At 46.0% G+C, this 14,137-nt stretch carries 8 protein-coding genes; 5 read left to right on the top strand and 3 right to left on the bottom strand.

The genetic code is table 11. The annotated features are described in order from the left end of the window. Positions 1-26: 26 nt before the first annotated feature. The 3 genes from QUB24_RS00135 to QUB24_RS00125 all read left to right on the top strand — a co-directional run bounded on the left by QUB24_RS00135 (position 27) and on the right by QUB24_RS00125 (position 7,727). Positions 27-2,813, top strand: coding sequence for an adenylate/guanylate cyclase domain-containing protein (locus QUB24_RS00135; protein ID WP_333149459.1), 2,787 nt, complete (start codon positions 27-29; stop codon positions 2,811-2,813). A gap of 83 nt (positions 2,814-2,896) precedes the next feature. Then, positions 2,897-6,604 (top strand): PAS domain S-box protein, encoded by a 3,708-nt coding sequence (locus QUB24_RS00130; protein WP_333149457.1) that lies wholly within the window; start codon positions 2,897-2,899, stop codon positions 6,602-6,604. Positions 6,605-6,608: 4 nt separating this feature from the next. Beyond that, positions 6,609-7,727, top strand: coding sequence for an ATP-binding protein (locus QUB24_RS00125; protein WP_333149455.1), 1,119 nt, complete (start codon positions 6,609-6,611; stop codon positions 7,725-7,727). A 45-nt stretch (positions 7,728-7,772) separates the two neighbouring features. Here QUB24_RS00125 and QUB24_RS00120 read toward each other — a convergent pair whose 3' ends face one another. Further along, complete coding sequence (locus tag QUB24_RS00120; RefSeq protein ID WP_333149453.1) at positions 7,773-9,005, bottom strand: FAD-binding oxidoreductase; 1,233 nt, start codon at positions 9,003-9,005, stop codon at positions 7,773-7,775. Positions 9,006-9,216: 211 nt separating this feature from the next. Between QUB24_RS00120 and QUB24_RS00115 the strand changes: the two genes are divergently transcribed. Both QUB24_RS00115 and QUB24_RS00110 read left to right on the top strand, forming a co-directional pair. Then, complete coding sequence (locus QUB24_RS00115) at positions 9,217-9,495, top strand: hypothetical protein (RefSeq protein WP_333149451.1); 279 nt, start codon at positions 9,217-9,219, stop codon at positions 9,493-9,495. A 51-nt stretch (positions 9,496-9,546) separates the two neighbouring features. Then, positions 9,547-10,086, top strand: a complete 540-nt coding sequence (locus QUB24_RS00110; RefSeq protein WP_333149449.1) for a DUF2231 domain-containing protein — start codon at positions 9,547-9,549, stop codon at positions 10,084-10,086. Between the two features lie 142 nt (positions 10,087-10,228). Here the strand turns inward: QUB24_RS00110 and QUB24_RS00105 are convergent, their stop codons facing one another. Both QUB24_RS00105 and QUB24_RS00100 read right to left on the bottom strand, forming a co-directional pair. Then, entirely contained in the window at positions 10,229-11,125 is an 897-nt protein-coding gene (locus QUB24_RS00105) for a pentapeptide repeat-containing protein (RefSeq protein ID WP_333149447.1), read from the bottom strand. A 253-nt stretch (positions 11,126-11,378) separates the two neighbouring features. Further along, the gene (locus tag QUB24_RS00100; RefSeq protein WP_333149445.1) at positions 11,379-13,952 is read right to left on the bottom strand and encodes a VIT domain-containing protein; all 2,574 of its coding nucleotides are present in this window, start codon (positions 13,950-13,952) and stop codon (positions 11,379-11,381) included. Positions 13,953-14,137: the final 185 nt, after the last annotated feature.

Raw genomic sequence — 14,137 nt, 5'->3', positions numbered from 1 at the left:
GGCGCATTCACTACTAAGAATCTCACATGAAAACCTTGTTTAAAAAACTGTTAGTTCCCCACCACTTGGAGTACCTAGCACTGGATAAAGATTTTTTAATCCAAGAGAAGTCTCTCAAAGTGGAGCGGTTCGGCGACTTTCCCGATGAAGTAGTCGCCGGCAACGATGTCCGCATTCCCTTCCCCGAATTGGTGGGAACTGAAGAAATTTTAATCGATATTTTTGAAAGACGTTTGCCAAATTTTGAATTAAAAGCGATCACGCGGGTATTAGAAAATGGCTCGCGGCTTTATTTTGATATGTATATCGTGCAGTTCACCAATGACGAGAATTATCAGAGATTAATTATATTTTTTCAAGACGTAAGCGACAGGATGGCTTTAGAACAAACTCTAGTCCAAGCTACCAATGAAATGGATATTTTATTGAGTACCTTAGCCGCTACTAATAATTATGTTGAAAAAATTATTACTTCAATGGCAGAAGTTTTGTTGGTAACAACAGCCTCGGGAAAAATAAAAAAACTCAATCAAGCTGCTCAAGATTTGTTCGGTTACAGCGAATCAGAATTAGTAGGCCAGCAAATAGAAGTTCTTGCTGCTGTGGGCGCATCTTTGCAAGCAGTCAGTCAATATCCGCCTCAACAATCTCGAACTAACACTGAAGTAATTTGCACGGCAAAAAGCGGAGAAAAGCTCACCGTTTCGTTTTCCTGTACGGCGATTCCGACGGACATTAAAGGCATTTCTGGATCTTCGCCCGCCGTTCAAGATTTCGTGTACATCGGCCGCGATGTCACAGATAGACAGCGCGCCCGCAAGCGAAAAACAGCTCAGTACGTCACCACTCGCATCCTGTCGGCATCCGAAACAATCAAAAAAGCTATAGCAGCAATTCTCCCCGTAATTTGCGACAGCTTGGGATGGGATACCGCCGAACTGTGGATGCCTGAAGCTGGGGAAAAACTGCTGTCAGGAAGTAAGAGAATAACTGCGGTTTCCGACCCCAATTTGCTTCGCTGCGTCGCCAGTTGGACAAAACGCTCAGTTTCTATCCCCAAATTTGCCGAATTTACCGAACAAATGACTTGTGCGTTTGGCGAAGGATTACCGGGTTTCGTTTGGGCTAGCGGTTCATCTCAGTGGATTGCCGATGTCACAAAAAGCGACAGTTGTATGCGCCGAGAAATAGCCGCAGAAGAAGGATTACACGGAGCTTTTGGTTTCCCAATTTTGGGCGACTACGAGGCGGAAACTTCTTCAAGAGCTGTGTTGGGGGTGATGACTTTTTTCAGCCGTGAAGTGCAGTGTTTTGATGAAGAATTGCTCCAGACAATGGCGACAATCGGCAGCCAAATCGGTCAATTTATCAAGCGCAAGCAAGCGGAAATAGCTTTGCGGGAAAGCGAAGAACAACTGCGAGACTTATTTGAAAATGCTACTGACTTAATTCAAAGTATAGGAGCGGACGGTCATTTTTTGTATGTAAATCGGGCTTGGCGGCAAACTCTGGGCTACACCGAAGCAGAAATTGCTCAAATGACTGTTTTTGATATTATTCATCCCAACAGTTCCCCAGAGTCTCTGGATATATTATATCAAGCTTTTACCCAAAAAACTGTAAATGAAAATACCTTGTATCCAGAATCGATTGAAGTAATATTTATCACTAAAGATCACGAACAAATTTTGTTGGAAGGCAGCCTAAGCTGTAAGTTTGCGGATGGTTCGCTAGTAGCGATTCGCGCTATTTTGCGAGACATTACTGCTCGAAAAATGACAGAAGACGCCCTGGCAAAATCTGTGTCCCTGCTGCAAGCAACTTTTGATTCTACTGCTGATGGTATTTTAGCTACTGACAGGAGCGGAAAAATAGTCACTTTCAATCGAGAATTTGTGGAAATGTGGGGCATACCTAACGAAGTGATGGCACTGCGAGATAACGCGGCAACGATCGCCTTTGTCCTGAACCAGCTCAAAGACCCCCAAGCATTTCAAGAGAGAATAGAATCGCTTGACGAGCAGCCCGAAGCCGAAAGTTACGATTTGTTGGAATTTCAAGACGGCAGATTTTTTGAACGCTATTCGGAACCGCAGCGGCTGGGAGATAAAATTATCGGCCGAGTCTGGAGTTATCACGACATTACGGAACGCAAGCAAGCAGAAGATGCCCTGCGGGAAGAACAAGAAAAATCCGAAAAGCTGCTGTTAAATATCCTGCCCAAGGCAATAGCAGAACGCCTTAAGCAAAACGAAACTACTATTGCCGAATACTTTCCAGAAGTGACTGTTTTGTTCGCAGACATTGTAGGGTTTACTGCTTTGTCTGCCCTCATGAATCCGATCGAGCTTGTGGAGCTCCTCAATAAGATTTTTTCAGGATTCGACCTTTTGTGCGAACAGCACGGCCTAGAGAAAATCAAGACCATCGGCGACGCATACATGGCGGTTGGAGGGCTGCCTGAACCCAGGGCAGACCACGCAGAGGCGATCGCCCAAATGGCCCTAGATATGCAAGCAGAAATAGCCAGATTTAATGCTAGCCATAATAAATATTTTAGCATTCGCATCGGCATTCACAGCGGCCCGGTTGTTGCCGGAGTAATTGGCATCAAAAAGTTTATTTACGATTTGTGGGGCGACACAGTAAATATTGCTTCCCGCATGGAATCTCACGGTTTGCCTTGGCGGATTCAAGTCAGCGAAACTACTTATAAGTTATTAGAACACAAATATGTATTTCAGGAGCGGGGAACTATTGAAGTTAAAGGCAAAGGGGGAATGAAAACTTATATTCTCATTGGTAGAAAATAATGCCGATCATCAGTCATAAGTCATCTGGCTGATGACTAAAAGTGTTGCTAAAGTTAATTAACAATACTTTTTGACCCAGACTAATGGAACTTGCTAATTTGTCGGCCAATTTACGATCGCCCGACGAAGCTGTCGATCGCCATCCTGTGACGGTTGCGCCCTCAACTTCCATCGGGGATGCGATCGCCCTGATGCGTCGGACGAACAACCATTGCCCACTGCCTAATTCACCTGCATTTCCCGACTCAAACGAAACTGTAAAAGCATTTATTAGTTGCGTCTTAGTTGTCGATAAAAATCAGCTAGTCGGACTGCTAAGCCCGGAAGATGTGCTCAACTTAGCTGCGACCGAATATGGATGGCAAGGCATGAAAGTTGCCGAGGCAATGACGCGGAATTTAATTGTCTTACAAGAATCAGAATTTACAGATATTACTACCGCATTTAAGCTATTTTGTCAATACTCGATCGATTACTTGCCAATTGTAGATGAACGGGGTCAGCCAGTAGGTTTAATCAGTGAAAAAAGTATTCGCCCCGCAATGTATAGCTGGATCGAGGCACTGCACCAAGAAGTGGCAAAACTCCAGGAACAATGCGAACTGTTAGAGGGCAATTGTGAACTAGAAAAAGTCAGCGATCGCCAAAATGCCGAAAATGCCCTGCAGCAGAGCGAGGCGCGCTACCAGGCGATTGTGGAAGACCAAACCGAACTGATTTGCCGCTACCTCCCCGACGGTAAAATAACTTTTGTCAATCAAGCTTACTGCCGTTATTTCGGCTTGCAGCCGATCGACTTACTGGGCAACAGCTTCATGACGCTGATCCCAGAACCAGACCGAGAACTTTTTCAACAGCAATATACTTCTGTGTCTCCCGACAACCCTATTTTTATCTGCGAACACCGAGTAATTTTGCCGAGCGGGGAAATTCGCTGGCAGCAGTGGATCGATCGGGCGATATTTGACGAGAGCGGACAAATCGTCGAGTATCAAGCAGCAGGCAGGGATGTCACGGATCGCAAACAAGCAGAAATCGCTTTGCAGCAGCTCAATGCAGAGTTAGAACGGAGAGTGCAGCAGCGGACACAATGGTACGAAATGGCAGTATCGGCCGGCAAAGTGGGGGTTTGGGACTGGAATTTGGAAACCGACGAAATCTACATTGCTCCGTCTTTGAAAGCTTTGTTGGGCTATCAAGACGTAGAGATTCCTAACCGCATGGAAAATTGGGCGTCTCACGTTCATCCCGACGATCGAGTTGTAGTCGCCGAAGCAGTAAATGCTTATCTAGAGGGTTTGACAGAAATTTATGAAGTAGAACACCGGATGCTGCGTAAAGACGGCAGCACCTGCTGGATACTTGCCCGCGGCAGCGCGATTCGATCGGCTTCTGGCAAGGCCTTCCGCCTGACTGGCACTGACACCGACATTACCGAGCGCAAATTGACCGAAGAAAAACTCCAAAACTCCGAAGCCGAACTGCTGGCGCTGTTTAACGCCATGACGGATATCGTGCTGGTTTTCGACGCAAGCGGTCGCTACCTCAAAATCGCCCCCACGGCCCCCGAACTGCTGTACAAACCTGCTCCTGAAGTGCTGGGCAAAACCCTCGCCGAAATCTTCCCAGAAGCGGAAGCTAATTTTGCCCTGGCCCACATTCGCCAAACATTGGCATCTGGGGAAACCCACAGAGTTGAATACAGGATGGAAATTGGCTGCAAATTATTTTGGTTTGATGCCAGTATTTCGCCACTGGATTGTGATCGGGTGATGTGGGTCGCGCGAGACATTACCGCTCGCAAACACGCAGAAGCTGCATTGCAAAAGAGTGAGGAAAAGTTTCGCAACTTATTTGACGATGCTCCGATCGCGCTTGGTTTGGTAAGCCTGCGCGACTTCCGCACGATTAAAGTCAATGAAGCTCACCGCCAGATGTTGGGCTACAGCGATTCGGAGTTGGCTAGCATGACTTTTAGTGAACTCACGCATCCAGAAGATTTACAAGCAGATGTAGAGGAAGTCAAGCAGTTGATCGGCGGCAATATTTCTCGCTTCCAAAGCGAAAAACGCTTGATTAAGAAGAATGGCGATCTGATGTGGGCAAACTTAACGGTGACGCTGATCCGCGATCGCGAGGGCATTCCTCTCTACAGCATGGGGGCGATCGAAGATATCAGTTATCGTAAGCGAGCAGAAATGGAATTTCAGCAGTTAAAAGAACGCCTGCAATTTTTGCTGGGTTCTAATCCGGCGGTAATTTTTACCGCCGCACCGACGGGGGACTTTTGTACTACTTACATCAGCGACAACGTTCAGACAATCGTTGGCTACGATCCCCAAGAATTGTTAGCAGATTGTAAATTTTGGTCGAGCCGGATTCACCCTGAAGATCGACCACAATTTCTCGTGAATTTTTTGGATTTATCCGAGGAAAAAAATTGCATTTGCGAGTATCGTTTTCTACACCAAGACGGAAGTTACCGCTGGCTAAGGACGGAACTAAAATTATTGGTTGACAGCATGGGCATTCCGATCGAAATTATTGGTTATGCCGCTGATATTAGCAATTCTAAATACGCCGAACTCGCTAGGGGGCAGCAGTTCGAGCAAGAACGGCTTGTGGAGGCGATCGCCCGTCGTGTCCGCCAGTCTTTGCAATTAGAGGAAATTCTCAACACCACGGTTGCCGAACTCCAGCAAGTATTATTAGCAGATCGAGTTTTGGTTTATCAACTTTTACCCAAAAGCGGCGGGCGAGTCATTGCTGAAGCCGTGGCAGAAGGATGCAGCCAACTCGTAGATAGATGTTTTGGCGAAGAGGTTTTTCCCCCTGACAGTTATCAGCTTTATTTGCAAGGGCGAATTTCTGCAATTTCCGAACTAGATTCTCCCAGCATTACACCTTGTGTGATGGAGTTTATGAAACAAATTCAAGTTAAGGCAAAGTTAGTAGTGCCGATTATTCAGCACAGCAAACTTTGGGGATTGCTGATTGCCCACCAATGCGATCGGCCTCGTGATTGGAAAGAATGGGAAATCAATTTATTTCAGCAGTTGGTGAATCAATTGGCGATCGCCATTCAGCAATCTTTACTTTACCAGCAACTGCAAGCTGAACTGAACGACCGCAAACAAGCGGAAGCAAATTTAAAAAACTCCCTCAGAGAAAAAGAAATTTTGCTCAAAGAAATTCACCACCGCGTCAAAAACAACCTTTGCGTAGTTGCCAGTCTGTTAGAATTGCAATCGAACACAGTTGCCGACCCGCAAGTAAGCAAAATGTTTGAAGAAAGTCAGAATCGCCTTTATTCTATGGCTCTGATTCACGAAAAACTGTACCGTTCGACTAATTTAGCGCAAATTAATTTTGGTGAATATCTCGAAGATTTGGTAAGTAATTTGTTTCACTCTTACAATATTAGCAACAACCAAATTCAGTTGCAGGTATTAGCTGAGCCAATTTCCCTAAATCTTGAAACCGCTACTCCCTGCGGTTTAATTGCCAATGAATTGGTTTCAAATACGCTGAAACACGCTTTTCCTGATGGCACAACTGGTACAGTTAGTGTAGAATGTTATCAAACGGGCGATCGAGAAATCAACCTCTTAGTTAAGGACAACGGCATTGGCTTTCCTCAAAACTTAGATTTTCGGAAAACTCACTCGATGGGGTTTCAAGTTGTCTGCACTTTAACCGAGCAGTTAGAAGGAACCATCGAAATATCCAGAGAATTTGGTACATCCTTTCACTTAAAATTTAACGAGTTAAACTACTTTCAAAGATTGTAAGAATATGAGTTTTGCCGAAAAACCAATTAAGATTTTGATTGTCGAAGACGAACTGTTAATTGCTAAAAATTTATCCCCAAAACTAGAGAAATTGGGATATCAAATCGCCGATATAGTTTCTTCAGGAGCGGATGCCATCCAGCGCGCCCACGAACTAAGACCCGATTTAATTTTAATGGATATAGTTATCAAAGGCGACATTGACGGCATAGAAACAGCAGCAATAATTAATCAAGAATTAGATATACCAATTATCTATACAACTGCCTATGCTGACGACGAAACTTTGCAGCGAGCCGAAAATACTGGTTCTTACGGCTACCTGCTCAAACCTTTTAAAGAAAGAGAAATGCACGCCACTATCAAGATAGCACTGAGCAAACATCAAGAAGCAGTTAGTTTGAAAAAATTAATGGCGTTAGCAGCAGAAAAAAGCGAAAATAGATCGCGCTTTATTTCTATGGCTTACCACGATTTAAACACTCCTTTAACTACTATACAGTTATCGGCTGAAATGCTAGAAGATAGCGACTCGCATAGACCCCCCGGAACTACCCATAAAAATGTCGCTCGCATTAAAAAAGCCGTCAGTAATATGAGTGGGTTGCTGGAAGATATTTTAATGCTTAGCAAAGCTGAAGCCGGCAAAATCTCCTTAAATTTAAATCAGATTAATGCGACGGATTTATGCAATTCTATTTTAGAAGAACTGCAACCTATCGTCACCGACAAACACCTAATACATTTCCGCAGTCACACAAATCCGCTGCACGCCAATCTTGATGCAAAACTACTGCACCACGTTCTGACTAATTTGCTTTCAAACGCCATTAAATATTCTCCAAACGGCGGCAAGGTAAGTTTAGACTTAAGCTGCGAAAACCAGCAAATAATTTTGTGCGTTCGAGATGAGGGAATTGGGATGACACCGGAATATCAAGAAAAACTATTTCAGCAGTTTGAACGGGGTGCTAATGTAGGCAACATTAAAGGATCGGGTTTGGGCCTCTGCATTGTCAAACACATAGTTGACCTGCACGGCGGTACAATAAGTGTGGAAAGTGCGATCGGCAAAGGTACTACATTTATTGTCGCGCTGCCTTTTTTAGTTAGTAGTCAGTAGTCAGTAGTCAGTAGTCAGTAGTCAGTAGTCATCTATCCTTCTTCCTTATTCCTTATTCCTGACATCCGTTACATCCGTTACAGAATCCGTTGCCGAACTTCCTTCTGCGATAAATCTATTGGGAGACAAAAGCTCGATCGCCCTATCTTCTTCTCCCCCCGCCGCCTTCGCAAATCGCTCAGCCAAAGCAGGTACAATCACCAAAGGATTGCTGAGACCCGAAAAAACGTGCAATCCAGGGCGATCGGCAATCGGCCCCACTACAGGCAAATTATCAGCGCTGAAGGCCACACTACACTCGTGCCAAGTTGCAGGTAAACCTGCCAAATCAGGCAAAACTTTGCTGATGCCTGCACGAATTGCCGTTTCGCTGGTTTCGCGATCGACTTTAGCATTCAAATCGCTCAAAGTGCGCGACAATTGCCCGATCCGCAAACTCCCATCATTAAACTGAATGGCACCCGAATCTAAAATCGGCGACAGCAACTCTTTACCAGGTTCATCCCAAAGAAAATCCACCTCATTTCTACTAGATTTAGCTTCCAATTCAAAACGTTTTAATACCGCAGGCATCACCAAAGTTCTGAGTTTCAAATCCACAGGTGCAGTTTCCAAAATTTCCGTGCGAGTAAAATAAACTCCGACAGAAAAACCAGCTAGCTTCAGTAAACTCCGACTCCAACCTCCAGCACAAACAACAGCATTTTCACAACGATAAATTCCCTGCGCCGTCTTGACTCCCGAAATCCGATTTCCCTCTTCTATAAACCCAATTACTTCAGCAAATTCTCTCGTTCCTCCCAACCGCAGAAACCCTTGACAATAAGCTTTATTTGTGGAACTCGGCGAAATGTGACCGTGACGCACAGTCAGAGCTCCGGCGATCGCACTTTTATTCAGCAAAGGTTCCAAATCGCCAGCTTCTGCAACACTCACAAGCTGCGGAACGATCGCAAAATGCGCGTAATTAGCCGCTACTTTTTCGGCATCATTGCCCGCATCAATTGTCAGCAACAAATCCAACTCGCGAAACTGAGTATCAGCATCTAATTCCGCTGATAAATGGCGGTGGCGTTCAATACCTTCCCGACACAATTGCCGAGTTAAATCAGTCGTTCCCGACCAATAAGCCAAGCCGCCATAACTAAAACGAGTAGCATTTTGCATGGTAGCATCTCGTTCCAAAAGCAGCACAGCAAAACCTTTTTTTGCCAGTTCGTAACTCAGTGCCGCACCCGTAATGCCACCGCCGACAACAATCCAATCGTAACTTTTCATGGGCAACTCAAAGGAAATGAAAATATCATGCTTAGATTTTAGCTTACGTTTTTTCGGCACCAATCGAAAAACCTCTACCTACAGGAAGAGGCTGCCTGCGATCGCCCTAACTGAAACTTCCACCCGTCGGGAGATGTTTGCGTAGAGATATTTTTCGTTCAATAGTAGGAATTAGAGTCAGCAAAAAATTAGAAATACCAGAGAGGTTTTTATGAGTATCGACAAACCAGGCAAAGATATGGAGCGCACTGTCAATCCGGGCGATCGTATTTCCGACGAACCGCAAACCATCGAAGAAAAAGCCCAGCAACTAGCGGTAGACCACGTACCCGACATCACGGGAGATACAGTTACAGTTCCAACTTATGTGATCGTCGAAGAACCGGATGGGGAAAAGAAAGCTTTGCACCACGTCAAAGACGCCGAGGAAATTTCCGACGTAATTCGGCAGGCCCGCGTTGACGAAAATGGCGAGCGGATTTGGGATTAAGTTCAATCCAATAAAAACGGCTTTGTTGTACAAAAGTTATCGGTATAAATCATGGAAACAAATCAAAGAAATAGTACGCCCTATCCCAATCTTCCGCCGATTTTAGAAAGTGACGACAGAGAGTATCGCGACGCCGGTATTACGAGTACGCTTTCAGTTGCAGGCCATCCCATCCACCCCATCATCGTCATCTTTCCGGTAGCCTTTTTAGTAGGAGCCGCCGGCACGGACATCGGTTATTGGCTGACAAGCGATCCGTTTTGGGCGAGAGCTTCGGTTTGGCTGATGGGTGTCGGTTTTGCTGCGGGGATTTTGGCCGCAATCACGGGCTTTTTAGATTTTTTCAAAGTTAAAAGAGTGCGCGAGCGCAGTGCCGGTTGGTTGCACATGGGCGGCAATGTGGCGGTTATGGTACTTACCCTGATTAACCTGGTGTTGCGACAAGGAAATCCGGCTGAGCCGATCGTATATACAGGTTTAGCAATATCGATCGTCGTGGCAACCTTGCTGGGCATTACAGGCTGGTTCGGCGGCGAACTAAGTTTTCGCCACAAAATCGGCGTCATTGGCCCTACGAGTCATAATTCCTAGCTTCCTGACCATTTGTAGTAGGGACTTCACTCCCTCTTCATTGGATAATTTAGGACTAAAGTCCTGACTACAAACCTATCGATAGTCGTTTGTAGTCAGGACTTCTTTTGTCAGTCAACAGTCAACAGTCAACAGTCAACAATCAACCGTTAATCTCATTAACTTCCCAAGAATTGACTTTGCCAGCCCCAGCTAAGGAAAAATAGCGCCTAGTAGATTCCGGCAAAATAGCTCCCGTCAACAAAGCATTATCTAAATTAGCTCCTATTAACGTCGCCTCGCTCAAATCTGCCGCCATCAAATCTGCTTGAGACAACTTTGCCCAATTCAGATTTGCCCCTCTCAAACAACTTCCCCTCAACTTAGCCCCGGTTAAGTTTGCACCCGCCAACTTCACCCCACGCAACTGAGCCGCGCTGAAATTCGCCCCCGCCAAATTCGAGCCTTCCAAATTAGCTCCCATTAGTTTAGCTTCGCTCACGTTGACGCCGCTCAAATCTACACCGCAGAGATTCACCCCTGTCAACTGCGCTCGCCGCAGACTGACTCCGGTTAATTGAGCTCCAAAAAGTTTTGCACTGTTGAGCCTTGCACCGTAAAGGTTGGCCCACTTAAAATTAGCTCCCGTCAAATTCGCGCCCAGCAAGTTAACTAATTGCAAGTCGGCGCTGCACAAATTGGCATTCCACAACACAGCAGCCCGGAGGTTTGCGCCAGTTAAAGTTGCGCCGCTTAACTTTGCTTTGGGCAACTTTGCTTTTACCAAAAAAGCTCCGCTGAGATTGGCTTTTGTCAAATCTGCACCTGAGAGTTGGGTTTCACCCATTTTGGCAAAACTTAAATTTGCTCTGTGCATCTGTGCATCTTTGAGTGTTGCTTTGGTGAGAAACGCCCTGCTGAGGTTCGCCCCGGAAAGATTAGCTCGCGAAAGGTTGACTCCGATTAAGATTGCTCCGCTGAGGTCTTTCCCGCTGAGGTCGGCTCCAGTAAAGTCTCTTTCTCCTTTTTCGTAATTGTTGAGCAGTTCACTAACTTCCATAGGGCATCATACCTTCTATGATTGGGGGGTTTCGATCCAGAAATCTTTACTGTTAAGGTTGTTTCAGAAAGGAAACTGTTTCAGAAAGGAAACTGTTTTAGCATTTGCCTCAAACGGTATAAATTTCATTAACATCACTTTCTGTTTAAAGGCAATCTCTTAATAAAGATTTTATATCTTCCTCGCGGTAGCGATCCCGGTTTCGGTATTTTTGAATTAAAAATTAATGTTTCTTGACATAGATAGTCATTCCTTAACGCTCAACCGTAATTCGCAACTTCAGGCGCAGCGTGCCCTTGAATCCTGCAGGAGGTTGCCAGGAACTCAAGGCCCTCTTGAGAGCCTCTACGGCGTCTGTTGCTTGCAGCGTCGAGGTTTGAGTGTCGTTAGCGAAGCCCGCCCCTACGGGGGCTACGCCAACGAAGAGGATCGCCAATCTGGCAACGCGGCCGTCTTGTACCGATAACTCCCACACCGTTTCACCGCTAACCCCCGCCGGGAGATTAACAGATTGCAAGTATTGAGTCAAAGCGACGATCGCCCCGGCATCCAACCCTTCGGCGCTAACTACTTGGAGGCGAGAAGCCTTTGGCTGCGATGGTTGCAACTCACCGTAACCTCGCGGCGGCGGCATAGCAGGAACTGGACTCACTGGTGCCGAGTTGCGATTCGAGGTAACGCTGCGAGTGCCGCCCCTAGTTGGCTCTACCCCTCCCGACTCAAAAATACCCTCATAGCTGACACCCTGCGGCAATTCTACAGGCACTTGCACTCGGCGACGAGATCCATCGGGTTCGACTCGCACTTCTTCGCTCACAGCCACAAAAGCCGTGTATTCCGACAGCAACCGATAAGTCAGAGCAGTATTAGTCACAGCTTCCACCAGAGATTTAGTCTCGCCACCAAACATTTGATTCATTAAATCTTTAATGCGCGATCGCCCCCAAAGTTGAGCTACCGCCGGATTGCCAAAATCCGTAGCGGTTGCGGAGACTGAAGTAGACTCCCGCTGCCGCCCGCCGGATTGAGCAAAATTAACAGGTAAAACTTGCTCGTAAGCTTTGCCACCTGCAAGAGTGCCGCGGATGCGAAGTTTGCCGTTAGTTCGATCGGTCTTTTTGCCAAACAAAACCAGTGGCCCACTCGCAAACAAGTCTGGGGGTGCGATCGGATAAATCTCCGGTTTTTCCCCCACTCCTTCCCAACTAATTTGAATATTAGTCAATACCGGACTATTAATTTCACGAAAAAACTTTTCTGCTGCTTCTGCTGACGGTTCATCTTGACGAATTACCTGAGACGTGCCTCTTCCCACTTCCGCCAAACGGTTGAGCAAAAAGCGATTCACCGAACCGCCGACACCAAAACTATAAAGTCGATTTCCTGGTTTCAGACTCTGCTGAACCAGAGCCAGCACTTCATTTTCATTACCAATGTAACCGTCCGTAATTAATACAATACTCCGCAACCTTCCCGTAGCCGCCGCCGGAAAATTCATCACTGCTTGAATGCCGTTAAGCAGTTCTGTACCACCGTTAGCCTGCAAATTCTCGATATAATTAATAGCACTTTGTCGATTTTCTGCTGTATTCGCTAAAGGATTTGTTGAAAGCGCTTGCGTAGTATGGGCAAAATCAATAATAGTAAAAGTATCGTTGGGATTCAGCCCTTGAATGAAGCGGCGCATCAACTCCTTAGATTTTGCCAGCGGTTCGCCCTGTTGAGAACCGGAAGTATCCATCAGAAACACGACATCTTTAGGTACAATTTCATTAGTTTTGTAGTTTAATGCCGGAATCAAATAAGTAGCAAAATGACCGCCCCGCTGGTCGGATTGAGTCAAGACAGTTGCGCGCGTATTTTCGCCCGCCACTCGATAGCGCAAAATTAAATCTTTATTGGGAATTGTGTCTGAATTGGCTAATTGAACTTGCACAATATTGCCGCTGCGATCTGTTGTAATTTGATGAGAAGTAGAGCGGACATCGCCGATCGCAACTCCGGCATCTATTTCTACCGAAACAGCAATATTGTGACCCGATCGCGTTCCCGGAGGCAAAACAGGCGGGTTAATGCGATCGGCACCAGAACTATAGCCCCCGCTTGCTAAGGAGGGGTTGGGGGGGGTCGAATTTCCCGAAATATAGCGCGGCCCTACCACCATTGGAAACACAAATTCGTAATCGCCGCCGGCAAACTTGAGACTTTCCGTGTAGCGAATCGTAACTTCAATTTTTTCTCCCGGTTTGATATTAGCCAGAGACTGAGTAAAAATATTGGATCGTTCTTGTTCCAACAAACCAGCAGTCCTGCCCTGCTTTCTGGCTTGTTCGTAAATTTCCAAAGCTTCCTCGCGGCGTTTGATATCAGCTTTAATAGTTCGTGAGCCTATTTTAATTTCCATATCATCCACCGCCGCTTCGTCGGGCAAAGGAAATATATAAACAGCTTCTATAGATTCGGGAAAAGGATTTTCAAACTTCTGAACAACTTCGACGCGGGAGATATTGCCAGCTATTTTGGCTTTAACTTCAGTCTGTTTCAGAGGAAAGACTTGTTCTGGCGTCGTGTTGGGAGTTTTGACGAACAAACCGCCGACTGGACAGCGAGTTTCGGGCGATCGTCCCCCATTGCAATTAACATCGTTACTAGCGAGGATTTTCGGCGACACAGACGAATAATTTTCCCCAGGCTCTTTTGCCCGCGCTGCATGGGGAGCAAGCCACGCGCCACACTCGTTAGCGAAGCCCTCGAAGAGGATCGCAGCGAGCAATGCCATACCAGTACAAAGCAACCGTTGAGGGGATAGAACGCAGACAAACTTCATAGCTGTTTTTTTTAGCAGACTTGAGGTGCTTTGTTTACCATGACTTTACGATTGCCGAAACGTTCCTGAGTTAGCTTTTTGGGAAAATGACTGAGCGCGTAGGGCTGATTTTAGATTTTGGATTTACCCCACAGATAAATCTGGGAGCTTGAACTAGGGTCTAAAATTTTTATCTTTCCACGACT

The organism is Microcoleus sp. B9-D4 (assembly GCF_036705105.1).
Lineage (GTDB): Bacteria > Cyanobacteriota > Cyanobacteriia > Cyanobacteriales > Microcoleaceae > Microcoleus.
The sequence above is the reverse complement of the archived record's forward strand: the minus strand, read 5'-3'. Positions and strand labels throughout refer to the sequence as shown.

What these genes read in the sequence shown, in the direction of transcription:
- QUB24_RS00135 (WP_333149459.1), top strand. Translation starts at nt 27, where the DNA reads ATGAAAACCTTGTTTAAAAAACTGTTAGTTCCCCACCACTTGGAGTAC.
- QUB24_RS00130 (WP_333149457.1), top strand. Translation starts at nt 2,897, where the DNA reads ATGGAACTTGCTAATTTGTCGGCCAATTTACGATCGCCCGACGAAGCT.
- QUB24_RS00125 (WP_333149455.1), top strand. Translation starts at nt 6,609, where the DNA reads ATGAGTTTTGCCGAAAAACCAATTAAGATTTTGATTGTCGAAGACGAA.
- QUB24_RS00120 (WP_333149453.1), bottom strand. Translation starts at nt 9,005, where the DNA reads ATGAAAAGTTACGATTGGATTGTTGTCGGCGGTGGCATTACGGGTGCG.
- QUB24_RS00115 (WP_333149451.1), top strand. Translation starts at nt 9,217, where the DNA reads ATGAGTATCGACAAACCAGGCAAAGATATGGAGCGCACTGTCAATCCG.
- QUB24_RS00110 (WP_333149449.1), top strand. Translation starts at nt 9,547, where the DNA reads ATGGAAACAAATCAAAGAAATAGTACGCCCTATCCCAATCTTCCGCCG.
- QUB24_RS00105 (WP_333149447.1), bottom strand. Translation starts at nt 11,125, where the DNA reads ATGGAAGTTAGTGAACTGCTCAACAATTACGAAAAAGGAGAAAGAGAC.
- QUB24_RS00100 (WP_333149445.1), bottom strand. Translation starts at nt 13,952, where the DNA reads ATGAAGTTTGTCTGCGTTCTATCCCCTCAACGGTTGCTTTGTACTGGT.